This is a genomic window from Mycobacterium sp. 1274761.0, assembly GCF_001668615.1.
GTDB lineage: Bacteria > Actinomycetota > Actinomycetes > Mycobacteriales > Mycobacteriaceae > Mycobacterium.
In genome coordinates, this window is the sequence record NZ_LZMC01000062.1 from 65,603 (window position 1) to 88,105 (window position 22,503).

At 64.5% G+C, this 22,503-nt stretch carries 24 protein-coding genes; 6 read left to right on the top strand and 18 right to left on the bottom strand.

What is annotated here, in order from left to right; genetic code table 11:
• Nucleotides 1-53: 53 nt before the first annotated feature.
• Nucleotides 54-707, bottom strand: coding sequence for a DedA family protein (locus A5651_RS12765; RefSeq protein WP_066980679.1), 654 nt, complete (start codon nucleotides 705-707; stop codon nucleotides 54-56).
• A gap of 162 nt (nucleotides 708-869) precedes the next feature.
• On the opposite strand from A5651_RS12765, the gene A5651_RS12770 reads away from it, so the two are divergent.
• Nucleotides 870-1,358: a hypothetical protein gene (locus A5651_RS12770; RefSeq protein ID WP_156662860.1), complete on the top strand. Its 489-nt coding sequence runs from the start codon at nucleotides 870-872 to the stop codon at nucleotides 1,356-1,358.
• Nucleotides 1,359-1,361: 3 nt separating this feature from the next.
• Here A5651_RS12770 and A5651_RS12775 read toward each other — a convergent pair whose 3' ends face one another.
• The 12 genes from A5651_RS12775 to A5651_RS12825 form a co-directional block, all read right to left on the bottom strand.
• Nucleotides 1,362-1,613, bottom strand: coding sequence for a hypothetical protein (locus A5651_RS12775; protein WP_066980685.1), 252 nt, complete (start codon nucleotides 1,611-1,613; stop codon nucleotides 1,362-1,364).
• Between the two features lie 71 nt (nucleotides 1,614-1,684).
• Nucleotides 1,685-1,807: a hypothetical protein gene (locus A5651_RS26225; RefSeq protein WP_255361807.1), complete on the bottom strand. Its 123-nt coding sequence runs from the start codon at nucleotides 1,805-1,807 to the stop codon at nucleotides 1,685-1,687.
• Nucleotides 1,808-1,858: 51 nt separating this feature from the next.
• Nucleotides 1,859-3,076: an NAD(P)/FAD-dependent oxidoreductase gene (locus tag A5651_RS12780; RefSeq protein WP_066980688.1), complete on the bottom strand. Its 1,218-nt coding sequence runs from the start codon at nucleotides 3,074-3,076 to the stop codon at nucleotides 1,859-1,861.
• Nucleotides 3,077-3,128: 52 nt separating this feature from the next.
• Nucleotides 3,129-3,854: an SDR family oxidoreductase gene (locus A5651_RS12785; protein WP_231988675.1), complete on the bottom strand. Its 726-nt coding sequence runs from the start codon at nucleotides 3,852-3,854 to the stop codon at nucleotides 3,129-3,131.
• Nucleotides 3,851-4,792 (bottom strand): 3-oxoacyl-ACP synthase III family protein, encoded by a 942-nt coding sequence (locus A5651_RS12790; protein WP_066980692.1) that lies wholly within the window; start codon nucleotides 4,790-4,792, stop codon nucleotides 3,851-3,853. The genes A5651_RS12785 and A5651_RS12790 overlap by 4 nt, the downstream gene beginning before the upstream one ends.
• Nucleotides 4,789-5,037 (bottom strand): acyl carrier protein, encoded by a 249-nt coding sequence (locus A5651_RS12795; RefSeq protein ID WP_066980696.1) that lies wholly within the window; start codon nucleotides 5,035-5,037, stop codon nucleotides 4,789-4,791. The genes A5651_RS12790 and A5651_RS12795 overlap by 4 nt, the downstream gene beginning before the upstream one ends.
• A 13-nt stretch (nucleotides 5,038-5,050) precedes the next feature.
• The gene (locus tag A5651_RS12800; RefSeq protein WP_066980699.1) at nucleotides 5,051-5,299 is read right to left on the bottom strand and encodes a biotin/lipoyl-containing protein; all 249 of its coding nucleotides are present in this window, start codon (nucleotides 5,297-5,299) and stop codon (nucleotides 5,051-5,053) included.
• Entirely contained in the window at nucleotides 5,296-6,276 is a 981-nt protein-coding gene (locus A5651_RS12805; RefSeq protein WP_066980704.1) for an alpha-ketoacid dehydrogenase subunit beta, read from the bottom strand. The genes A5651_RS12800 and A5651_RS12805 overlap by 4 nt, the downstream gene beginning before the upstream one ends.
• Nucleotides 6,273-7,208 carry a thiamine pyrophosphate-dependent dehydrogenase E1 component subunit alpha gene (locus A5651_RS12810; protein ID WP_197496608.1) on the bottom strand — a complete coding sequence of 312 codons (936 nt, stop codon included), beginning with the start codon at nucleotides 7,206-7,208 and terminating at the stop codon, nucleotides 6,273-6,275. Before A5651_RS12810 ends, A5651_RS12805 begins: the two co-directional genes overlap by 4 nt.
• Before the next feature lie 57 nt (nucleotides 7,209-7,265).
• Complete coding sequence (locus tag A5651_RS12815; protein WP_082943742.1) at nucleotides 7,266-8,162, bottom strand: DMT family transporter; 897 nt, start codon at nucleotides 8,160-8,162, stop codon at nucleotides 7,266-7,268.
• Nucleotides 8,163-8,200: 38 nt separating this feature from the next.
• Entirely contained in the window at nucleotides 8,201-9,328 is a 1,128-nt protein-coding gene (locus A5651_RS12820; RefSeq protein ID WP_066980707.1) for an acyl-CoA dehydrogenase family protein, read from the bottom strand.
• Nucleotides 9,329-10,561, bottom strand: coding sequence for an acyl-CoA dehydrogenase family protein (locus A5651_RS12825; RefSeq protein WP_066980710.1), 1,233 nt, complete (start codon nucleotides 10,559-10,561; stop codon nucleotides 9,329-9,331). It abuts the gene before it with no gap.
• 120 nt (nucleotides 10,562-10,681) lie between these two features.
• Here A5651_RS12825 and A5651_RS25365 point away from each other — a divergent pair, with 120 nt between their 5' ends.
• On the top strand, nucleotides 10,682-11,074 hold the full coding sequence (locus A5651_RS25365) for a hypothetical protein (protein WP_156662862.1): 393 nt from the start codon (nucleotides 10,682-10,684) through the stop codon (nucleotides 11,072-11,074).
• A 55-nt stretch (nucleotides 11,075-11,129) separates the two neighbouring features.
• Here A5651_RS25365 and A5651_RS12830 read toward each other — a convergent pair whose 3' ends face one another.
• The 3 genes from A5651_RS12830 to A5651_RS12840 all read right to left on the bottom strand — a co-directional run bounded on the left by A5651_RS12830 (nucleotide 11,130) and on the right by A5651_RS12840 (nucleotide 15,870).
• Nucleotides 11,130-12,929: a bifunctional diguanylate cyclase/phosphodiesterase gene (locus A5651_RS12830; RefSeq protein ID WP_304441186.1), complete on the bottom strand. Its 1,800-nt coding sequence runs from the start codon at nucleotides 12,927-12,929 to the stop codon at nucleotides 11,130-11,132.
• A 68-nt stretch (nucleotides 12,930-12,997) separates the two neighbouring features.
• A complete protein-coding gene (locus A5651_RS12835; RefSeq protein ID WP_066980718.1) occupies nucleotides 12,998-15,127 on the bottom strand; it encodes an Rv1355c family protein in 2,130 nt (709 codons plus the stop codon).
• Nucleotides 15,124-15,870, bottom strand: a complete 747-nt coding sequence (locus A5651_RS12840; protein WP_066980721.1) for a hypothetical protein — start codon at nucleotides 15,868-15,870, stop codon at nucleotides 15,124-15,126. Before A5651_RS12840 ends, A5651_RS12835 begins: the two co-directional genes overlap by 4 nt.
• A gap of 471 nt (nucleotides 15,871-16,341) precedes the next feature.
• Between A5651_RS12840 and purU the strand changes: the two genes are divergently transcribed.
• A complete protein-coding gene (gene purU, locus A5651_RS12845; RefSeq protein ID WP_066980723.1) occupies nucleotides 16,342-17,256 on the top strand; it encodes a formyltetrahydrofolate deformylase in 915 nt (304 codons plus the stop codon).
• Here purU and A5651_RS12850 read toward each other — a convergent pair.
• Nucleotides 17,253-18,083 carry a mycofactocin-coupled SDR family oxidoreductase gene (locus A5651_RS12850; protein WP_066980727.1) on the bottom strand — a complete coding sequence of 277 codons (831 nt, stop codon included), beginning with the start codon at nucleotides 18,081-18,083 and terminating at the stop codon, nucleotides 17,253-17,255. The two genes, purU and A5651_RS12850, sit on opposite strands and share 4 nt — an antisense overlap.
• On the bottom strand, nucleotides 18,080-19,240 hold the full coding sequence (locus tag A5651_RS12855; protein ID WP_066980731.1) for an acyl-CoA dehydrogenase family protein: 1,161 nt from the start codon (nucleotides 19,238-19,240) through the stop codon (nucleotides 18,080-18,082). The genes A5651_RS12850 and A5651_RS12855 overlap by 4 nt, the downstream gene beginning before the upstream one ends.
• A 118-nt stretch (nucleotides 19,241-19,358) precedes the next feature.
• Between A5651_RS12855 and fabG the strand changes: the two genes are divergently transcribed.
• From fabG to A5651_RS12870, 3 genes are read left to right on the top strand one after another with little or no spacing between them, the layout of a single operon-like run.
• Nucleotides 19,359-20,096: a 3-oxoacyl-ACP reductase FabG gene (gene fabG / locus A5651_RS12860; RefSeq protein ID WP_066980738.1), complete on the top strand. Its 738-nt coding sequence runs from the start codon at nucleotides 19,359-19,361 to the stop codon at nucleotides 20,094-20,096.
• A complete protein-coding gene (locus A5651_RS12865; RefSeq protein WP_066980741.1) occupies nucleotides 20,093-21,313 on the top strand; it encodes an acetyl-CoA C-acetyltransferase in 1,221 nt (406 codons plus the stop codon). The genes fabG and A5651_RS12865 overlap by 4 nt, the downstream gene beginning before the upstream one ends.
• Nucleotides 21,310-22,503 (top strand): acyl-CoA dehydrogenase family protein, encoded by a 1,194-nt coding sequence (locus A5651_RS12870; protein ID WP_066980744.1) that lies wholly within the window; start codon nucleotides 21,310-21,312, stop codon nucleotides 22,501-22,503. Before A5651_RS12865 ends, A5651_RS12870 begins: the two co-directional genes overlap by 4 nt.

Below are 22,503 nucleotides of genomic sequence, written 5' to 3' on the forward strand. Positions count from 1 at the left end.
CGGAAGGTGGTGTTCTCAACCACACCGTCAGCGATCCGGTCAAGTTGGCGCCTTTAGTGACGTCGCAACGTTTCCCAGTCGTGCTCCGTTCCAAGCTCGGCAATGAGACGCGAAGTCCGTTCGCGCATAACCAATGTCAGACCGATGCCGATTACGGCAGCCGCCACGAGCGCGATCCACGAGAACCGGGAAAGCCACCGTTCGGCGGCAATACCCGCGTAATAGACGACGGCTGTGGTGCCGCCGGCCCACACCACCGCGCCACTTGCGTTTGCGGCGAGGAAGCGCGCGTACCGCATCTTCAGGGCCCCGGCCAGTGGGCCTGCAAAGATCCGCAACAGCGCGATGAAGCGACCGAAGAACACCGCCCACACGCCCCATTTGCGGAAGAGATCCCTGGCCAGCGCCACGTGTCCTGGCCCGAAGTGCTTGGGAAAACGATTTCCGAGGCGTTCGAACAATGACATCCCAAATCGACGTCCAATCGAGTATCCGATGGTGTCGCCGATGATGGCTCCGATGGTCGCGGCTGTCGCGACTGCCAGCGCGTTGATGTCAAGAGTGTGACGCGAAGACAGCAGGGCGGCGCTGACCAGAGCTATCTCGCCCGGCAGCGGTATGCCGAGGCTCTCGAGGCCGATGACCGTCCCGACAACGAGATACACCGCCATCGGCGGGATTGTCTGTAGGAAAGCATCGACGTTCATGCGGTCAACAATGCCATTGAGCGAGGTGTCACAAGCCTGAGCGTGCCTCCAACATGGCTGCTCATTTTGGGCGCCGGACGGAATTAATTTGACACATTCGATAAATTAGCCGACTATCTGAAATGCATTCACTGAACTGCGGCCGGTGATACGTTTCCACGCGTGGACGACCCTGCCTGTCAGGATTCCGCCGCATTGGCCATTTCCAGAGAAATGCTGGCGGCGGCTGTCCAGCAACTCGCCGATATCGACGTGCAGAAACCGGTGCTCGAGTCGCTGCTAGACGCTCACATGGCAGTGATCAGAGATATCGGCGCCGGCATGGGTACGGTCACCTTTGAAGAAATGAAATTCATGGGCAAGGCCATTTGGTCGTCGACCGAACTGCAACAGCGGATAGCCGCTCAGCGCGCTGAAATTCTTTCCCCTGTCCTCGCCGACCGCCTGGGAACGTCGAAAACGGATCGACGCGTGCAATACGTCATCAAGCTGTGGTCGGCCGTCCTGGCCGCAACATATTTCGGTGTGCTCGACCGACGCGGCAACTACAAGCCGGGGATCGAGCTCGAGACGCCCACGGACTTCCACGACAGACTGGCCGAGGCCTATCGCATCGTCGTCGGCCGCCCCACGACTGACCGCGACGAATAGCACTCAGTCGCTGAGTGCGACGTCATCGTCGTCGACGAATACCAGGGTGCCGTCGGTGAGTTGGACGGCCCATCGTCGCGCCGCGTCCACAATCTTGTGGTCCCCGATAGCCACGGCCTCACCGGAAATGTCTCCGAAGTCGTCGACCACAATTCCGCGCACCTCACGGGAAGTGCCCGGGTACACCCGCACGGCCGCATCGACTTTGATCCCATCAGAATCGTCGGTCGTCGCTTCATCCGAGAATTGCGTCATCGGTCCCCATTTTCTCCCCAACCACTTTCCGTGGCGTCAATTCTTACACCGTTTTGCAGGCGAACGCGTCGTTAATCGTCGGCATCGGGTAGCCCCTCGGGCGGAGGGGTCGAATAGGCCGGAGACGCCGGCGGTACATCGGTGTCCGAGGGCGCCGGGTCGTTCGGCGCCTCGTCGGGTTCGGGTGTCGTCATGAGATCTGCAAATACCCCGTTTGACGTCGGCTAATCACATTGAGCGCGTCGTCACTGCGCGTAGGCAGGCGGTCCCTGTATATCGGGTGCCGCCGCGGCGAGCAGGGCGGCACGGTCGCCGTCGAGCGGAGGATAGATGCGCTCGCCATTGATCACCCGCTTGGTCGCCTTGGCCTCCGCGCCGCGGCTGACGACCCTGCGGTCCCAGCCCTCGGTGTACACCGCACCCGCCGGGCCGAGATCGAGCACGGTGACATACCAAGGAATCCGCAACGACATCATCGGCGTACCTAATAGGTCTGCGATCACGTTGTAGCCGGCGTATCGGCCCATTGGCCTGCCGTGCTGACACGACATCACAGAGAGGTGGTCGTCATCCATTTTCGCCGCCGCGACGTCACCCGCCGCGAACACGCCGTCGACTCCTTCGACGCGCAGGTAATCGTCGACGAACAGCCGGCCGAGTCGGTCGACGGGAACGCCGAGCCGGGCGGTGAGCGGGTTCGCGCGCATCCCCGCACACCACACGATGGTCGCCGCGGGGATGACCGCACCATCGGAGAGCGTCACGCCTTGCGCGTCGACGGATGTCACGCCCACACCGGTGATCGTCTGTACCCCGTTGTCGGCCAATGCGTGCTCGATGACGGGCCGAGCTGACGCGCCCATGTCCGACCCGATGTGCGGGTTACGGTCGACGAGGATCACCCGCGGCGTGGTGCCTGGTCCCAGCGCGTCCGACAGCCGTGTGGGTAGTTCGCAGGCGGTCTCGATGCCGGTGAGGCCCGCGCCTATGACGACGGCCGCCCCGGTCGTGGAGTCCGCCGCGCGGCTTGCCAGGTTGTGAATGTGGTTCTGCAGCTCGACCGCGGCGTCGTAAGTGTCGACGTCGAAGCCGAATTCCGCCAGACCGGGTATATCTGGCCTGACGACTGTGCTGCCGACCGCGAGAACGAGGCGGTCGTACCCATGCTTCGCTCCGTCGGCCGTCGTCACCGTCGCAGCGTCGGCATCGATCTCGGTGACATGAGCGGTGATGTGCTCAACGCCGACCGGATCGAGCAACTGTCGCAACGGGATTCGGCACGCCGTGAGGTCGGCTTCATAGTTACGGACGCGGATGTCGTGGTACGGCTGTGGACTGACGACGGTGATCCCGACATCGGTACGCGTGCCGCCGAGCTCGTCGAGCCGCCGGGCGGCGCCGAGCGCGGCCCACAGCCCGGCGAAGCCGGACCCAGCTACGAGGACGCGCTTGGCAGACGGCATCGACCTATCGTCACGCCTCGGACGCTGGCGTGACAAGCGCCATGAGTCGGTGCTAGTTGAAGTAGTCGGGGCCGCCGACGTAAACCGTGTCGCCGTTGTCGTGCGGTTCCTGCGTGGCGCCGACGATCGCATCGGCGAACTCCGCTGTGGTCGGCAGCCCGCCGCTGGCGCGCCTGCGTGCATCGATCGCCGTCGGATCCCGTCGCTCGAACAGGCGCACCATTGTGCTTCCTTCGAGCATGTCGCCCGACACGATGACCAAGGTCAGGCCCGCCGCCGTGAACGCCGGAATCATGTCGTGCAGCGCTTTCTCCCCGGCGTGCTTGCTCTCCGCTATCGGAACATAGTCGCGCGGCACGGGTTTGCGACCGTAGAAATGCGCCAGATGGCTGGTGACGAACACGATGCGACCGCCGGCCGGCATCAACGGCAGCGCCAGTCGCGCCAGCCCGACTTGCGCGTCACAGTTGAGCCGCATCGGATAGGCTGGGTCAGCGCTGAGCTCCAAGCCGCCGGATGCGTTGAGCACCAACGCATTCAGGTTACCAATTTCTTTGATGGCGTCGAGCATCGACTTCGTCGCGTCTTCGTCGGTGATGTCGGCTCCGATGGCGTCGGCCGTTCCGCCGTTCGCCCGGACGGCTTCCACGACCGCTGCAGCCCGTTTCGCCTTCTCCCGATAATTCACCAGCACGTGGTGGCGGGGGTCGGCGAGCCGCACCGCGACCTCCGCGCCGACACCGCGGGAGGCGCCCGTGACCAGGACGACCCTGGTCACGACTCGTGACGGGCCATCGTCTCGGTGAGGTCGTAGTCCACCGACACTCCGCCCCAGGCCTCACCGGCTCCATAGGCCACCAACGTCATCCGACCCGTCGCCGGGACCGACTGATCGGCGACGCATGTGCCCAGCGCCAACGGTATCGAGGCCGCCGAGGTGTTGCCGAATTGTTCGACGCTGTCGACGAATACCGCGTCACCCGCATCGACCTGCTCGCGAATCTTCTGCAGAATTCGCGAGTTGGCCTGATGGCCGACGACCACGTTCGGCTTGATCCCATTGTCGTGCAATCGATCCAAAGTCTCGGTCATCATCCGTACGGCTCGGTTGTATACCTGCATGCCGTCGAGCTGGATGCCGCCACCGATTTCTCCCCGCATCAAGTCCACCCGATCGCCGTCACAGCCGGCATGCCACGTGTGCTCCCGGAAATTCGGCCGTGACTCGAGGACGACCGCGCCCACTCCGTCGCCGAACAGGCAGCCGGTATTGCGGTCGGACTTGTCGATCAGGCGCGACATCGCTTCCGCGGCGCAGACAATCACCGCTTCGCCCGGTCTGCATAGCGCAAGCCCGGTGATCAAGCCGTAGACGAAGCCGCTGCAGGCGGCGTTCACATCGAAGGCCAGCACGTCGGTCGGCAGTCCCGACTGTGTCGCAACCCGTTGAGCGATACCGGGAACCTTGCCGCCGGTGGAGCAGCTGACTACAACCAACGCGGTGAACTTCACCCGCCCTCGGTGGCGTTCGACCAGCGGCGCGCAGACAGCCGAGGCGACATCTTCGAGCGGAACGTCGGGATCCATCCACCACCGGGCTGCGACGCCCGTGCGCCGCCGGATCCACTCATCGGTCAGGCCGATCGCGTCGAAATGGCTGTTGTCGATGTGCTTCCCGGGCGTGGCCGTTGCGAGATCGATGATGCCGACGGTCATAAACTGCCGATCAGTTTGCGGAAATAGCTGCCGATGTCGGAGGGCGTATCACAGTCGGCGACGCGGTCCAGATCGGCCTCGACGCCGAATTCCTTCTCCAGCGCCTGGCTGAGGTCGACGACATCGAGAGAATCCATGTCCAGGTCATAAATCGGCTTGTCGAAGTCACCGACGTCGGCGGTGGGCGTGCGCTTGCGAATGATCGTCAGCATGATCGCGTTCATTCGCTCCTCTATGGCCGCCATAGTGTTTTGCCTTTCATCGTCGCTCGTCGAGCTTGTAAAGGACAGCACCTGAGGTGGTGATCGAGCGTGCAGGCACGACGATCTCCACGATTGTTCCCGGCTTTTCGGCCAACAGATCAACACTGCTCTTGTCGGTTTCCAACACGGCGACGACGTCGCCGCGTTCGACGGTGTCGCCGACGGAGGCCAGCCACTCCACGACAAGAGCATCGGTCAGTCCGTGGCCGAAGTCCGGTACCAGGATGTCAATCGGAGCGCTCATGCGCACATCTCCTCGATCGCGCCGGCAATCTCGGATGTGCTTACCAGGTAATGCTTTTCGTAGTCGGCAGGGGGGTACAGCTGCCGCGGGGCGCCCAGTCGGCGCATGGGCGACCTCAGAAAATGTGACCCGTGCTCGGCAATGGTCGCAACAACTTCGGCGCCGACGCCGCCGAATGCGACGGCTTCTTGCACCACCAACAGCCGACCGGTATGAGCGACCGACCGCAACACGCTTTCGGTGTCCATGGGGGCCAGCCAGCGCAGATCGACGACCTCGACGTCGATGCCGGGGGAGAGCCGCTCGGCTGCCGCCAGCACCTCTTCGAGCACGGCACCGTATCCGACCACGGTGATATCGGAGCCTCGCCGCACTATGCGTGCGCTCAACGGCGACGCCGGCTCGGCCAATTCACGCGGCTGCTGCCGTCGCTTCCAATACAACCGTTTCGGTTCGAAGAAGATCACCGGTGATCCCAACGAACTCGAGAACTTCAGCATCGCTGCGGCGTCGACGGGATTGGACGGAATGGCCACATGCAGACCGGGCGTGTGCGCGAAATACGCCTCGTTGGACTCGCTGTGGTGCTCGACGGCGCGGATGCCTCCGCCAATCGGAACGCGGATCACGAGGTTGAGCGAGATGTCACCGTTCCAGCGGCTCGTGATTCTGGCAGCCTGGGTCACGATCTGGTTCATCCCTGGATAGATGAAACCTTCGAATTGAATCTCGCACACCGGCTTCAAGCCACTCAGCGACATTCCGATCGCCTGCCCCACAATCGACGACTCGGCCAGCACGGCGTCGCGGACACGGGCTTGCCCGAACCGTCGTTGAAGGTTTTTGGTCACGCGGAACACGCCACCCAGGCGGCCGATGTCCTGACCGATGAGCACCACCGACTCGTCGCTTTCCAGCAATTCCGTCAATGCATCGTTGAGCGATTCGGCCAGGGGACTCGATACGGTAGCGGTCACCTGGCGAACACTTCCACCAATTCGCTACGGACCTTGGCCACCTCTTCGTCGACAGAGAGCAACCAGCCGGCGTCGACAAGTTCTTCGGCAAGCAGTTTTTCGCGATACTGCGCCACCGGATCGTTTGCCTCCGCCGCGGCGAGTTCCTCTTGCTCGCGGTAGCTGGTGTGGGGGTCGGTCGTGGTGTGCCCGCCGATTCGGGTGGTCCGCAGTTCGATCAGACCCGGCGATCGGGAGGTTTCCACGTATCGCATCGCCTCGAGGCAACTCAGGTAGGTGCCGTCGGGATCATCTGCCGCGATGGACCACGATCGAATGCCGAATCCTTTGGCGCGCTCGGCTATCGAGGTCAGCATCTGTTCACGGCTGGGCTTCGAGATCGCCCAGCCGTTGTTCTGGCAGACGAATAACACCTGAGCGGACTCCACCGCTGCGAGGTTCATGGCCTCCGACATGTCGCCTTCGCTGGTGGCGCCGTCACCGACATACACCACAACCGTTTCGGGCCTGTTCTGCAGTCGCTGGCCGATGGCGTAACCCACCGCGTGCAACGTCTGCGCAGCCAACACCAAGGTGTAAGGGAAGAACCGGTGCCGTCGCGGATTCCAGCCGCAGAACGTGCGGCCCGCCCACTGCGCGGCCAACGACACACCGTCGATGCCCCGAACGACCGCAACCGCGTGCTCCCGGTAGCTGGGAAAGATCACCGCCTCTTCCCCGATGGCCATCGCCGAACCGACTTGCGCAGCTTCCTGGCCGCGGCACGACAGCCACAGGTCGAGCGCCCCTTGGTTCTCCAGTAGTCCGGCCTCGTCGTCGATTCCACGGGCGATCAGCATGTGTCGCAACATTGCACGCCGGATCTCGGCGTCGACGTGCTCGCGGTCCTCGCTCAGCTGGCCCGCGGGTGCGGACCCCCCGATGATTTCCACATCACCAAACTAATGGTAATTACGGGCTTCCCGCGCCAATTACCGTTGCGTTAATGGTTACCGGGCCACATGCTCGTCGTACTGCAGGTCCGGTCCCGGCTCGCCGGGCCTATGGGTTGCCAAGACGCAACCCACGAGGATCAGCACCAGCGCGACCACGTTGACCGCCGTAAGCGCCTCGTTCAGCACCAGCACGCCGCCCAGCAGCGCTACCGCGGGATTGACGTAGGTGAAGACCAGTGCGCGTGCGGGGCCTACCTCGCGGATCAGTGCGAAGAACACGATGAATCCCAGGGCGGTGCACACGATCGCCAACCCCGCCAGGGCCAACAACACTCGCGGAGCGGGCAGCTCGGCGGGCCAGGTCGCTGCGGCGGGGGCGGCGTAAACCACCGCAGCGAAGCCAAGGCACGCCGCCGTCATCGGTAGTGCGGGCACATCCGCCAGGTATCGTGCGGCGATCAACGGAGCGATCGCGTAACAGGTCGCCACCAGAAGTACCTCGACGATCGGCCATGCGGTGCCGCCCGTGAGATGGGGTCCCGCCAGAACCGCGACTCCGGCAAGGCCGACGCCGAGTCCCGCGACGCGCCGGACCCCGAGCTGTTGCTCACCGCCGGTGAAGCGGTCGAGGACTGCCGCGATGATCGGCGAGGCGGCGATCAGCAGGCCGGTCATCGAACTGGTCAGATGGCGTTCGGCGTCCGAGAGCAGGAACCACGCAGCGATGATCTCGAAGAACGAGAAGCCCAGCAGCGCCTTCCAATGTGTGCGGATCATCGCGGGCAGCGACCTCGACAGCGCCATCGGCAGCAACACCGCCGCGCCGACGGCGGTCCGCGCGAGCACCAGCACCGGCACCGAGACGCCTTCGACGGCGACCTTGATCATCAAATAGGGGATGCCCCAGATGACGCTCATCGCGATGAACAGCAGCCATCCGCGGGAGCCCACCTCACCAGCCTACGAAAGCCGCGAGAGGTGCTGCGGCGCTAGCTCGACCGTGACAGCTCTGCGTACCGGCTGATGTGGTGGTCGGTGGTACCGAACTCGAACTGCATGGCCGTCAACCTTTTGAAGTAGTGGCCGATCGCCAGCTCCTCGGTCATGCCCATTCCGCCGTGCAGCTGCACGGCCTGCTGGCCGATGAAGCGGGCAGCTCTGCCCACCGTCGCCTTCGCCGCCGACACCGACCGCGCGCGCACCACGGGATCATCCTGCAAATGCAGGACGGCGAGCAGCACCGCGGCGACGGCCTGTTCCAGTTCGATGTGCATGTCGACCATGCGGTGTTGCAGCACTTGGAAGCTGCCGATGGGCACTCCGAACTGCTGACGCTGTTTACAGTATTCGACGGTGTCCGCCAACACCTTTCGCATGCATCCCACCGCCTCCGAGCAAACCGCGGCGGCACCCTCGTCGCGCGCCTGCTCGATCGACGGCCATGCCTGCCCCGCTTCGCCGAGCAGCGCACCGGCAGGTAGGCGTAGCCCGTCGAGTACCACATCGGCTGCGCGGCGGTCGTCGATGGTCCGGTAGCCGGTGAGCGTGAGGCCGGCGCCTGCGGACTTCACGTCGACGATGAACAGCGACAGGCCTTCAGGGGTGGTCGCGGTGATCAGCAGGTGGGTGGCCAGCGGCGCGCTCACCGCTACGCTCTTGCGGCCGTTGAGGATCCAGCCGTCACCGTCGTGTTGCGCCGTGGTGGCGATGTCGTTCCAGCGCTCGCCGGATTGGGGCTCGCTTGCCGCGAGCGCGACGATGGCGGTGCCCGACACGATCTGCTCCAGCAGCGATGCGGCCAGCTCCCCGCCCCCGCGCTGCAGGAGTCCGCCGGCGACGACGACCGTGTCAACGAACGGCTCGACGACCAGCGCGTGGCCCAGCGCCTCGGTGATGACCATCAGTTCGACTGGGCCGCCGCCGATTCCACCCGCGTCGCCGGGCAGCGTGGCGCCGAGGATGCCGAGTTCGTCGGCGAACGCGCGCCAGATGTCGGGCTGCCAGCCGCTGCCTGTCTTGGCGGCCGAGCGGCTCTTTTCGAGGTCGTAGCGGGTTGACAGGAACTTCGTCAGCCCGTCGCGGAGCAGTTCCTGTTCCTTGCTCAGGTTGAAGTCCATCTAGAGCCCCAATGCTGCCTTGGCGAGGATATTGCGCTGGATTTCGTTGCTGCCGGCGTAGATTGAGCCGGCCCGATCGTTGAAGTAGCGCAGCGGCGCCACGGCCTGCCACGGCTCGCCGGTGACGTACCCGTCAGGTGGTGGCTCGAATTCGGTGATTGGGCCGCCCGGGCGGGTGGCGTGCGGTTGGTATGCCCGTCCCTGCGGGCCCGCGGCTTCCAGCGCCAGCTCGGTCAGCGTCTGGCTCAGCTCGGTCGCCACCACCTTGAGCATCGATGACGCCGTGCCGGGGTTCTTCCCCTCGGAAACCGCAGCCAGCACCCGGTATTCGAGTATTTCGAGTACCTCTGTGCGGATCCGGGCGTCGGCGAGTTTGCGCGCGAACGCCGGGTCGTCGATCAACCGTCCGCCGTCGGGGCCGGGCATGTCGGCGGCCTCCGTCGCGATCTCCTCGGCCATCACCTGCAGGCCCGGCGACGACGCCCCGCCGCCCCGCTCGAACTCCAACAGGTACTTCGCGACGGTCCAGCCGTCGTCGATGTCGCCGATCACATTGGCTTTCGGCACCCGGACCTCGTCGAAGAAGACCTGGTTCTGCACCTCCTCACCGGACGTCATAACCAAGGGGCGGATCTGGATTCCCGGTGAGGTCATGTCGATGAGGACGAAGGTGATGCCCTGTTGCCTTTTCGCGCCGCGAGAAGTACGCACCAGCGCGAACATCCAGTTCGCTTCCCGCGCGTGCGTGGTCCATATCTTGCTTCCGGTGCACACCAGATCGTCGCCGTCGTCGACGGCGGACATCGACAGCGACGCCAGGTCCGAACCGGCCTCGGGTTCGGAGTAGCCCTGACAGAAAAACACCTCGCCGGTCAGGATTGTCGGCAGGAAGTAGTCCTTCTGGGCGTCTGTTCCGAAAGCGATGATGGCATGCGCCACCATGCGAATTCCCATGGGGGACAGGGAAGGGGCACCGGCGAGAGTTGATTCCCGGCTGAAGATGTAGTGCTGGGTCAGGCTCCAATCGCAGCCGCCGTACTCGACGGGCCATGCCGGCGCCGCCCAACCGCGCTCGTGCAGGATCCGCTGCCATTCCATGCTTGCGTCGTGGTCGGCGTAGACGCTCGTCATGAGCCGGCCCGCCGTGCGCAGCTCCGGTGCCAGTTTTTCCCCGAGAAAGCTACGTACTTCGTCGCGAAAGGCGATGTCGGCCTCCGACCAATGCAGGTCCATGGGTTCCCCTCTGCTCGATGGGCACATAGTAAACCTAGTTACTCAACTCCAGGTAATCGGAGGGGCGCTCGCACTGAAGTTCCATCAGGTCTTCCTCGCGATGCGGCCGAAGAATCCGTAGTGGAGGTCGGCGGCCAACGCGCCGATCTCATCGGGGGAATACGCGTTGCTAAAACACGCCCGCATTTTGTTGCTTTAATGAAGACAGCAATCATTCGCATTGGTAAATATCTAATTGAAGGGTGTGTTTATTCCAATCTCTTCCCAATGGCAATTGGAAGGCTAGTTGCTACAAATTGCGATGAGGGAGTCGACATCGTTTGCGCCGCCTCGGTCGGTGGCCTCGCCACCGCGATCGCCGCAGTTGACTCCGGACTGGATGTCCTTGTAGCGAACGCGGCGGGCATCGGCGTGGCCGATGACGGGAGCGATCGCTACTTCTGGGAGCTTTTCCAGGGACGGTCACCGGAGCACCCAACCCGACAATGCCGATTCGGGTGGTCGTCGATCTGATCCCTGCGGCATCGAGCGCGCCGAAAGCACCGCGCGGAATTCTCGGCGGAATCGCTCAACGGGCTGGAGCTGCGGAGAACTGCACCGGTATCCGCCGCTGGGCAAGTAGCGACTCCATCGCAGCGCCTGCGACGGGGCGCGACAGCAGGAAGCCCTGCGCACGATGACAGCCGTGCCGCAGCAGGGTCAGCGCTGCCTCCTCGGTCTCCACGCCCTCGGCGACCAGTTCCAGACCGAACGACTCTGCCAGCGCGATGACCGCACGCACGATCGCGAGGTCGCCGGGGTTGGTCCCCAGTTCGCGGACGAAGCTCTTGTCGATCTTGAGGGTGTCGACCGGCAGCGATTTCAAATGCGACAGCACGCTGTAGCCGGTACCGAAGTCGTCGATGGCTATCTGGACGCCCACCTGCTTGAGCCCAGCCAGCGTGATGCGCGTGGTTTCGATGTCCTGAACGACCACGCTCTCGGTGATCTCCAGGCAGACCGAGCCGCCGTCGAGCCCGAACTCCTCGATGATGTCTGCGACCGCCTGAACGAACCCTTCGGTCACCAGCTGCACTGGTGACACATTCAGCCGCAAGACGGCGTCTTCGCCGATCCCTTTCGCCCGCCACGCGCTGAACTCGGCACAGGCGGCCCGCATCACCCAGCGGCCCAGCTCGCCTGCGAAATTGATCGATTCGGCCACCCCGATGAACGCGTTGGGTGACAGCAGCCCCCGGGTCGGGTGTTGCCAGCGCACGAGTGCCTCGCAGGCCAGAATCTCGCCGGTGCGCATATCGACTTCGGGTAGGTAGTGCAGGACCAGGGCGCCGTTTTCGATCGCGCTCTGCAGGTGCAGCTCGATGTCGTTTCGGAACTCGCCCTTCAGCGACATCTCATCGGAGAACACCGCGATCTTGTTCCCGCCGGCGCTTTTCGCGGCGAGAAGCGCCTGGTCGGCGCGGCGTAGAAGGTCCGAGGTGATGTCGCGCCCGGGAATGCCCAGTGCGACACCGATGCTCACCGTTCGGGTGAGATTCTCCCCGTCAATGGACACCCGCTCCCGCAGCGTCGTCTGCAGCTGGGCTGCCAGCGCTTCGGCTTCGGTGGCTGTCATGGGTTTCGCCGGGACGACGACGAACTCGTCACCGCCGAGGCGGGCAATCAGGTTCGGGCCTTCGACACCCTCGCGCAGCCGTCGGGCGAAGACCCGGATAAACCAGTCGCCTGCGGTGTGTCCCAGGTAGTCGTTGATGGCCTTGAGGCGATCAAGGTCGAGGAACAGTGCGGAGACCGGGCCGGGCTGACCAGGCGCAAGGCGCTCATGGAGGTGAGCGATCAATGCCCGCCGGTTGTTCAGGCCCGTCAGGTCGTCGTGCTCGGCGAGGAAGCGGAGCTGGTCCTCTGCTTCGATGCGCGCCTGCAGCTGTGCGAACAGCGACGCGATCGCCTTCAATGCATTCAGCTCCGCCGGGGACCACTCGCGGTCGCCGAACTTGACGAAGCCCAGGCAGCCGGTGGTGATGTCTCCGGAAAGCATGGGCACTACCGCCATCGTCACGCCGGGGATGTGGCGGGCTTCCTCGATGGTCTTCTGGTAGTCGTCGGTCGCGGGCTCGGGCCGGAAGACAAGGATTTCTTTGGCATCCTCGGCGGCCGCGAACACCGGGTCGGCGTCGGCGAAGTAGACCAGGGCAAGCGGATCGGGGTCGGGAACGTCGTGCCGAACCGGCCATTCGGCGACCAGCTTTGTCGCCCGGATGTTGTGGTCGTTGTGCCTCAGGAAGCTGACGTCGACGCCGAAATGCTCGACGAGGTTGGCCAGCACGCGCTGACTGACTTCTGGCGAGGTAGCCGCATTCACCGCCATCAATTCTGTTGCGACGGCAGTGACGACTTCGTCAAGAGAACGAGCCACATTTGCTCCGGTATCCGCTGTTATGCCAAAAGACTACTGGTAACACCGCCCCGACGCCGACTCCTGACCGACGTGGCGGGCGCGTCGGCGAATCTGAGCACCAGCGCGATCGCGTCGTCAGTCTCGATAGCTGACAGCTTCCGGAAGTCGTCTCTCAAGCGCCGCAGAGCCGACACCCGCGTCGGCGAGAGCTCTTCGAGATCTCGGTCATCGTGGGCGTAGAGAAACACCGGCGAGACCGGTTGCACGGCGATGCCGTTCTGCTGAGCCACCACCCAGACCGCTTCGACGGCCGATCCAGCCCGCGCGTAATCCGTCAGCGCCAAACCTCTGGTCGACACCACGGCCAGACACGAGCTCGCCAGCACGCGGTCGCTGGTGTCCGAACCCAGGGCAGCACCCAGATCCCAGTCAGCCAGATGAGCCATCACGTCGGAACGTCGCAAAACGTCCAGCTTGACCAGGTCGGCCGGGCTCAGCTCGAGGCTGTGGACGTCGATCCCCGAATCCTGATCCGGATCGTCGGGGAACCGGACTTCGGAGATCATGTCGCGGTGCAGCCGGGGGGTCAGGTAACGGATGCGGTCGGACTCGGCCAGAATCGCCGCCGCCTTCGCGACGTCGGCCGTCCCGGTCAGCAGGTGTATCCGCGCGCCTTGCCGCTCAGCGGCGGCGTGGAGTGACTCGACGACGTCGTCGGACAGCGAGAGCGGCTTACCCTGATGGCGGTTGGTCTCCCTGGCGAGCATCGCCGGATACAGCGCGGCGAGCTCGGGATCGGCGCCGTCGCCGAGCCGCACGATGGCCTTGAGCGGGCACGCATCATCGCCGGATTCGAACCACGCCGGTCCGAGGATGCCCTCGGCCGCCGCGGCGACCCGTGCGTTGAACATTGCAGCCCCGATCGCTACGGCGCTGGCGCGATGGCCGACGTCCATGGTTGACGTGAGCTTTGGATTGACCGCGATCGTGATCGCCGCGCCGTCGTTGGAAAGGTGCCAGGGCTGGGTGTTTCCGCCAGATGGCGCAAGAGCCGCGGCCACGAGCACCCTGCCCGCGGCATCGGCGGGAGCAGCGACGGGCGGTTCATCGAGTGTTTGTGAGGACCGCTTGCCCATCGCAGGATCGCGGATGTCGTCAAGGTGGCGGGACACGTCCAGACGCAGCCTGCCGGACGCCAACGGCTGGGCGAGGCCGATGCGCATGACCGCCTCGGCCACCAGCGCGGCGCCCTGGGTGACTTCCGACGCCACTTGCGGCCAAGTCGTCAAGGTGGTGCCGACTTCGACGAGGGAGGCCGCCATCCGTGCCGACAGTTGCGAGCCGTCCATCATGCGCAGCGCGTAGGGCACCTTGTCCTCGTTGGGCAAACCGGACAACTCCGCGAAGTCGACGTCCCCGAGTAGACCGTGCAATATCGGCCGTTCAGGCGTTTCGTCGAACCGCTCGACGTCCAGCGTGCCGCGGTCGCCGGTAGCCATCAGGACGGCAATGCCGCGGTCGCGCGCTGCCTGCCGCAGCAGAACCTTGGCGTCGAGCGAATCGCACACTTCCACGAGGATGTCGATCCCGTCGAGAAACCGGTCGACGCCCTGTGCCGTGATGCCTCTATCGAATACCTCCACCGGGAGATAGGGGTCCAGCTCGGCGATGCGTCTGGCCACCACCTTCGCCTTGTTCAGGCCCAGATCGAAGACTGTGGCCGGCACCCGGTTGAGGTTGGACAACTCGAGGTCGTCGAAGTCTGCGAGGCGGAGCCGACCGCACAGGCCTTCCTGTGCCAGCAGGTGGGCGATCGCGTGGCCGACGCTGAGACCGACGACTCCGATCCGGAGTGAAGCGAGTCGCTCCTGTTCGTCTGCGGTGATCAGGTTGTGGTTACGGTTGAACCGCACCGCGCGATAGCCACGGGGGCCCAGGATGCTGACTATCGAGCGCCGCCACGGGAAATAGGCCCACCTCGACGGTTCGGCGAGCAATTCTGTGTCTGCCGGTGGGCGGAGGCTGAGCAGTTCGTCGCGTTGTTGATCGCACCCGTCGATGCACTCGATCGAGGGGTCGGATTTCAACTCCGATATCAGTTGTCGGTCTGACGTCTGCGTGTCGACGAGGACCGTTGCGGTGAAGGCATCTCCGCCGGCTGATGTCACAGGCCGCTGCCGAGCGCCCGAGCACCCACATGGTCAAGCCGCCGGGACACGATCGCCAACTCGTTGAAGATCTTCGAAAGCTGTTTCGGTTCGGCGTCGTTGGTGAAGGTGCTGCGATCCCACCACATCACCTTCGTACGGTATCGATCGTCCGGATACGGCGTCGCGGGAACCTTCGCCGCCACCACGCCGCCCGAGGTCCGCCACCGGTTCAGCACGTGCACTCCGGCGGTGGCCAAGACGAACTGGGCGTCGAGCAGTGTCATCGCGGTGAACGGCGTGCGCGCCAGCGTGCTGGACAGCGCGCGGCTTCGGCCCGGGTCGTCGCTCATCCAGGCGGTCTTCATCTCCACCACGCCGAAGGGCAACCTGTCGCTGATCATCTTGTTAACGGTGCGCAAACCCGGGCGATCTTGCCACTCGACAAGCGCATGCGAGTCCTCGGGCGACTCCAGCGGGCCTTTGGCGCGGATTCCGCCCATGATCGTTCCGGCGTCGTTGATCACGGCATAGAAGAGCTGAGTATTTGCCTCGTCGGTAAGCGCGTGAATGTCCAGAGCCACCTCGATGCCGTGCATGTGATAGCTGCGTGCCGCGCCGTCGACGAAGGCGGCCCACAGGCCCGGGTCGACGCTCGGAGTGGAGACGACGATAGTGCAGCCTGTGTCTGAATCGAACCATTCGATTCGCTCATCGAGAAAGCTGAAATTCGGACTGTTGGCACTCAGCTGAGGAACGGCCATCTTTTTGGTCCCATCGTCTCGGGTAGCTGTGACCAGAAACGGCGTAGTCGCAGTCACCGGGAAGGTATTCACACGCGGTCTATATGAATACCCAGCATTGAGTATTGCGCTTTTTACGACCGTTATTCCAGCTACCGGCCGATCTTGAACCGGCAGAGAATCCGTTGATCAGCACGGTTGTTTGCGGGCGGTCGAGACCGGTATATCTGGGCAACTATCGCACGCGTCAATAACAGCTGATTGACCGCCTTTTTGTGGTCGGGTGGCGAATGCTGTCGTGAAACTATTGCCCGTGACTTACGTTGCCGTCAACGTCGGCGACGGATGTAGCAGAACCCCTTGGTGACACCGCAGCCGAGGGGTAAGCAGTCTTGTCCGGTGTTTTCCGCCAGTTGTGTACCCACCACCAGCAGAAATGAGAATCTGAAGGTCGGCCGGATCCGGCCGACCGCGGTGGGGAGGTTTGAGGCGATGTCCAGCGGCGACAGCGACGTGGGGGAGCACCCTTCACTCGGTGCGGCCACGCTGCCGACCAAGGACATCGGCCGTCTGCTGCTGCGGTGCGCGGACCGTCCCGGCTTGGTTGCCGCCGTGAGTAGCTTTTTGGCGCGGTCCGGGGCCAACATTGTTTCGCTGGATCAGCACGCCACCGGGCACTCCGGCGGCACGTTCATTCAGCGCACCATTTTTCACCTGCCAGGCTTGAGTGCCGCGCGCGATTCACTGGAGCGCGAATTCGCCGAGGATGTGGCCAGCCGATTCGACATGGATTTCCGGCTGACCGAGGCCGCCAAACCCAAACGCGTCGCGATCCTCGCCTCGAAGGAAGACCACTGCCTCTTGGATCTGTTGTGGCGCAACCGTCGTGGCGAGTTGGACATGTCGGTGTCGATGGTGATCGCCAACCATCCCGATCTTGCCGACGCCGTTCGTCCATTCGGCGTGCCATTCCTCTATGTCCCCTCGACGAAGGAGATTCGGGCAGAAGCCGAACAGCGTCAGCTCGACATCCTGCGAGGCAACGTCGATCTGGTGGTGCTTGCCCGTTATATGCAGATCCTCACCCACGACTTCCTGGTCAACGTGGGCTGTCCTCTGATCAACATTCATCATTCGTTCCTGCCGGCGTTCATCGGCGCCGCACCGTATCGGAGGGCCAAGGAGCGCGGTGTGAAGCTGGTCGGCGCAACCGCGCACTATGTCACCGAGGAACTGGACGACGGACCGATCATCGAGCAGGACGTGGTGCGGGTCGACCACCGGCACTCCGTTGAAGATCTGACGCGGCTGGGCGCCGATGTCGAGCGGGTGGTGCTGTCACGGGCGGTGCTGTGGCACTGCCAGGACCGGATCATTCGTTACGGCAACCAGACCGTCGTGTTCTAGTATCGGCTCGAGCCCTGATCGACCGAGATCTCTTGTGCGGTCACTAATTTCGAATCATCGCTGGCTAACCAGCAGACCGCTGCGGCGATGTCCTCGGGCTGGGCGACCCAGCTCGGCAGGAACGGCGTCAGCATGTTCATCAGCGTCTGATTACCGTAGGACTCAGCCGCTTTCGCCAGCGCAGCCACCATCTGCTCGGAGCCCATGTCGGTGACCACGGGACCGGGGTGGACGCTGTTGACCCGGATCGCATACTTGCCGAGCTCGGCGGCGAAGGCCCGCGCCATGCCGGTGACGGCGTGCTTGCTGGCCGTGTAGTGAACCATGAAGGGCTGCAGTTTGACTCCCGCGGCAGAGCCGATCAGGATGATCGACCCGCCGTTGCCGCCGTCGATGATCTTCTGGGCGCCGGCCATCACGGTGTTCCAGGTTCCCGTGACGTTGACGTCGATCACGTCCCTGAACGCCTCGGGTGTGATGTCGTTCCACGCGGCGGGGGCGGTGATGCCGGCGTTGGCAACGATGATGTCGAGCCGGCCGAAGTCCGCGACCCCGTCGTCGACGGCCTTGCGCAAACCGTCGAGGTCGCGGGTGTCCGTGATTGCGGTGACGACACGGCGGCCGGTCTTCTCGACCAGCCGGGCCGTTTCGTCCAGATCCTCCCGTGTCGCCGAGGGATACGGCGCGCACGCGGGCAGCTGCCCCGCGAGGTCGACAGCGATGATGTCGGCGCCTTCGGATGCCATCCGAACCGCGTGGGCGCGGCCCTGGCCCCGCGCTGCCCCGGTGATGAATGCGACTTTGTCCGCGAGTCTCTGGGGCGTCATGCGCTAGCGCCCTTCATGAGGTTGCCTCCGATGATCAGACGTTGGATCTCACTGGTGCCCTCGTAGAGCCGCAGCAGTCGGACGTCGCGGTAGATCCGCTCCACCGGCACCTCCCGCATATAACCGCTGCCGCCGTGCACCTGGACCGCGAGATCGGCCACTCGCCCGGCCATTTCGGTGCAGAACAGCTTGGCCGCCGACGGCGCGATCCGGCGGTCCTCGCCGCTGAGCCAGCGTTGAGCGGTGTCGCGCACCAGTGCGCGACCGGCGAGGACGCCCGTCTGCTGATCGGCCAGCATGGCCTGCACCAGTTGGAAGCTGCCGACCGGTTTGCCGCCCTGGGTGGCAGTCGCGGCGTAGGACACCGACTCGTCGAGCGCTCGTTGGGCGATGCCGACGGCCAATGCGGCGATGTGCACCCGGCCGCGGGCGAGCGAGGTCATCGCCGCGCGGTAACCGATGTCCTCGCTGCCGCCGACCAGTGCGGCGGCGGGCACCCGGACGTCGGTGAAGTTGACGTCTGCGGTCCACGCGCCTTCCTGCCCCATCTTTGCGTCCTTCACGCCGACCTGGACGCCGGGGGCGTCGGCGGGGACCAGGAAGACGGCAATGCCAGGGCCGTTGTCGTCGGCGGGTCGGCTGCGGGCGAAGACGACGAACAAATCGGCGATTGGTGCATTCGTAATGAAACGCTTGTCCCCGTTGATGATCCAATCGGCGCCGTCGCGAACGGCCTTGGTGCGCAGGCCGGACGGATTCGATCCCGCGCCCGGCTCGGTCAGTGCAAACGACGCCACCTCGCCGGTGGCCAGCCGCTCGAGCCATTGCGCCTTCTGCTCATCGGTGCCGAAGCCGACGAGCACCTGTCCGGCGATGCCGTTGTTGGTGCCGAACATCGACCGCAGGGCCAGCGACGTGTAGCCCAGTTCCATCGCCATCTCGACATCCTGAGCCAGGTTCAGCCCGAGGCCGCCCCACTCCTGGGGGATCGCGTAGCCGAACAGTCCCATTTTCGCGGCCTGTTCGCGCAGGTCGTCGGGAACCTTGTCCTCGGCGAGGATGTCCTGTTCACGGGGAAGGACCACGCTGCGAACGAAATGGCGTGTCTGCGCGAGGATTTCCTGGAAATCCTCGTCGCTGACTTCAGCGGTGCTCATGTGAGACGTGCTCCTGTTCGCCGGAGGGTGTCGCGCGGCGTCGCAAATCATATATGAAATATGATGTCGTCCTGCCGGGGCCCTCGCGGCCCGTAACAGCGGAGGATGAGGTGATCAGGTGTCATTGCTGACGGATCAGACCGCGGTCGTCACCGGCGGAGCGCAAGGCCTGGGCTATGCGATCGCCGAGCGGTTCATCGCCGAGGGAGCCCGGGTCGTGCTCGGTGACCTCGACCTCGCCGCGACTGAGGCCGCGGCCAAACAGCTCGGCTCGGACTCCGCGCTGGCGGTGCGGTGCGATGTGACCAAAGCCGATGAGGTCGAGGAGTTGGTCAGCGCGGCGGTCCAACACTGCGGCGGCTTGAACATCATGGTGAACAACGCGGGTATCACCAGGGACGCCACCATGCGGAAGATGACCGAGCAGCAGTTCGACGAGGTCATCGCCGTCCATTTGAAGGGCACCTGGAACGGCACGAAGGCGGCCGCGGCGATCATGCGCGAAAACAAGAGCGGCGCGATCGTGAACATGTCATCGATCTCGGGCAAGGTCGGCCTCGTCGGGCAGACAAACTATTCGGCGGCCAAGGCGGGCATCGTCGGCCTGACCAAGGCCGCTGCCAAGGAGCTCGCCCATCTCGGTGTGCGGGTCAATGCGATCCAGCCGGGACTGATTCGGTCGGCGATGACGGAGGCCATGCCGCAACACATTTGGGATCAGAAACTTGCCGAGGTGCCGATGGGCCGTGCCGGCGAACCTGCGGAGGTGGCCAAGGTTGCGCTGTTTCTCGCCAGCGATCTGTCGTCGTACATGACCGGCACGGTTCTCGAGGTCACCGGCGGTCGGCACATATGAGTGTCCGTGAGGCCGTGATTTGTGAACCGGTACGCACGCCGATCGGCCGTTACGGTGGCATGTTCCAGTCGCTGACGGCCGTCGATCTCGGGGTAACGGCGTTGACGGGCCTGCTGGAGCGCACCGGCATCGGACCCGATGTGGTGGACGACGTGATCCTCGGCCACTGCTATCCCAACAGCGATGCACCCGCCATCGGCCGCGTGGTCGCCCTGGACGCGGGCCTGCCCGTGACGGTGCCGGGCATGCAGGTCGACAGGCGCTGCGGCTCGGGCCTGCAGGCCGTCATCCAGGCCTGCCTGCAGGTGAGCGCCGGCGATAGCGACATCGTGGTCGCGGGCGGCACCGAGAGCATGAGCAACGTCGCCTTCTATTCGACAGATATGCGGTGGGGCGGTGCGCGATCCGGCGTCGCGGTGCATGACGGGCTTGCCCGCGGACGAACCACGGCGGGCGGCCGGAACTACCCGGTGCCCGGCGGCATGCTGGAGACTGCGGAGAACCTGCGCCGTGAGTACGGCATCTCGCGGCAGGAGCAGGACGAGCTCGCGGTGGCATCACATCAGCGGGCGGTCGCCGCGCAGAAGGACGGCATCCTCGCCGAGGAGATCATCCCGGTCGCCGTGCGTACCAACGCAGGCGAGCAGGTGATCGACATCGATGAACACCCGCGGGCGGACACCTCGGTGGAATCCCTCGCCCGGCTGAAACCCGTTCTGGGCAAGCGCGATCCGGACGCCACCGTGACGGCGGGCAACTCCAGCGGCCAGAACGACGCAGCGTCCATGTGTCTTGTCACAACACCCGACAAAGCGGCCGAGCTGAGGTTGACGCCGCTGGTTCGGCTCCTGGCCTGGGGCTCCGCGGGCGTGGCACCCCACGTCATGGGGATCGGGCCGGTGCCTGCCACCGAGGCTGCGCTCGGCAAGGCCGGCCTGCGCCTGAGCGACATCGACCTGATCGAGCTCAACGAGGCGTTCGCGGCGCAGGCGCTGGCTGTGATGCGGGAGTGGGGCTTCACCGAGACGGACCGCGAACGGACGAACGTCCATGGGTCGGGCATCTCGCTGGGCCATCCGGTCGGGGCGACGGGCGGGCGGATGCTCGCCACGCTGGCCCGTGAGATGAACCGGCGTCAGGTCCGGTACGGGTTGGAGACGATGTGTATCGGCGGCGGGCAGGGCCTGGCGGCGGTATTCGAGAGGGTGGTGGCATGAGCCGGATCGCTCAGACGCTCGGCCTGACCGAGTTTCAGACCGAGATCGTCGCCAACGTGCGGCAGTTCGTCGACAAAGAGGTCATTCCCCACGCGCAGGAACTCGAACACGCTGATACCTATCCGCAGGACATCGTCGATCAGATGCGCGAGATGGGTCTGTTCGGTTTGATGATTTCGGAGGAGTACGGCGGCCTGGGTGAATCGCTGCTGACCTATGCGTTGTGCGTCGAGGAACTCGCCCGCGGTTGGATGAGCGTCTCGGGTGTGATCAACACCCACTTCATCGTGGCGTACATGCTGCGCCAGCACGGGACCGACGAGCAGAAGCAGCGCTACCTGCCGCGGATGGCTAGCGGGGAGACCCGCGGCGCCTTCTCGATGTCTGAACCCGAACTCGGCTCCGACGTCGCCGCGATCCGGACCAGGGCAAGGCGCAACGACGACGGAACCTACACCATCGACGGCCAGAAGATGTGGTTGACCAACGGCGGTAGTTCCACGCTGGTGGCGGCATTGGTGAAAACCGATGAGGGAGCCGACAAACCGCACCGCAACCTCACGGCGTTCCTCGTCGAAAAACCTACCGGCTTCGGCGAAGTCGCACCCGGACTGGTTATCCCCGGCAAGATCGACAAGCTCGGGTACAAGGGCATCGACACCACGGAGATGATTTTCGACGGATACGTCGCCAAGGCCGACGACATCCTCGGTGAGAAGCCCGGGCAGGGCTTCTACCAGATGATGGATGGCATCGAGGTGGGACGGGTCAATGTGTCGGCGCGGGCGTGCGGCGTCGGCATCCGCGCCTTCGAGCTGGCCGTTCGGTATGCGCAGCAACGGCAGACCTTCGGCAAGCCGATCGCTGAACACCAGGCAATCGCCTTCCAGCTGGCGGAGATGGCCACGAAAGTGGAAGCCGCACACCTGATGATGGTCAACGCCGCCCGGCTGAAAGACTCCGGTGAGCGCAACGACGTCGCCGCCGGGATGGCCAAGTATCTCGCGAGTGAGTTCTGCTCGGAGGTCACCCAGCAGAGCTTCCGCATCCACGGCGGCTACGGCTACTCCAAGGAGTACGAGATCGAGCGGCTGATGCGCGATGCCCCGTTCCTGCTGATCGGCGAGGGCACCAGCGAGATCCAGAAGAACATCATCAGCAAGCGACTGTTGGCCGACTATCGGATCTGA

Bases quoted from the DNA above. Each gene is read 5' to 3' on its own strand.
- purU (WP_066980723.1), top strand. From the start codon at position 16,342: ATGTCCAGCGGCGACAGCGACGTGGGGGAGCACCCTTCACTCGGTGCG.
- A5651_RS12865 (WP_066980741.1), top strand. From the start codon at position 20,093: ATGAGTGTCCGTGAGGCCGTGATTTGTGAACCGGTACGCACGCCGATC.
- A5651_RS12795 (WP_066980696.1), bottom strand. From the start codon at position 5,037: ATGGCGGCCATAGAGGAGCGAATGAACGCGATCATGCTGACGATCATT.
- A5651_RS12825 (WP_066980710.1), bottom strand. From the start codon at position 10,561: ATGGACCTGCATTGGTCGGAGGCCGACATCGCCTTTCGCGACGAAGTA.
- A5651_RS26225 (WP_255361807.1), bottom strand. From the start codon at position 1,807: ATGACGACACCCGAACCCGACGAGGCGCCGAACGACCCGGCGCCCTCG.
- A5651_RS12800 (WP_066980699.1), bottom strand. From the start codon at position 5,299: ATGAGCGCTCCGATTGACATCCTGGTACCGGACTTCGGCCACGGACTG.
- A5651_RS12850 (WP_066980727.1), bottom strand. From the start codon at position 18,083: ATGACGCCCCAGAGACTCGCGGACAAAGTCGCATTCATCACCGGGGCA.
- A5651_RS12855 (WP_066980731.1), bottom strand. From the start codon at position 19,240: ATGAGCACCGCTGAAGTCAGCGACGAGGATTTCCAGGAAATCCTCGCG.
- A5651_RS12830 (WP_304441186.1), bottom strand. From the start codon at position 12,929: ATGGCGGTGAATGCGGCTACCTCGCCAGAAGTCAGTCAGCGCGTGCTG.
- A5651_RS12840 (WP_066980721.1), bottom strand. From the start codon at position 15,870: ATGGCCGTTCCTCAGCTGAGTGCCAACAGTCCGAATTTCAGCTTTCTC.
- A5651_RS12775 (WP_066980685.1), bottom strand. From the start codon at position 1,613: ATGACGCAATTCTCGGATGAAGCGACGACCGACGATTCTGATGGGATC.
- A5651_RS12780 (WP_066980688.1), bottom strand. From the start codon at position 3,076: ATGCCGTCTGCCAAGCGCGTCCTCGTAGCTGGGTCCGGCTTCGCCGGG.
- A5651_RS12790 (WP_066980692.1), bottom strand. From the start codon at position 4,792: ATGACCGTCGGCATCATCGATCTCGCAACGGCCACGCCCGGGAAGCAC.
- A5651_RS12765 (WP_066980679.1), bottom strand. From the start codon at position 707: ATGAACGTCGATGCTTTCCTACAGACAATCCCGCCGATGGCGGTGTAT.
- A5651_RS12820 (WP_066980707.1), bottom strand. From the start codon at position 9,328: ATGGACTTCAACCTGAGCAAGGAACAGGAACTGCTCCGCGACGGGCTG.
- A5651_RS12870 (WP_066980744.1), top strand. From the start codon at position 21,310: ATGAGCCGGATCGCTCAGACGCTCGGCCTGACCGAGTTTCAGACCGAG.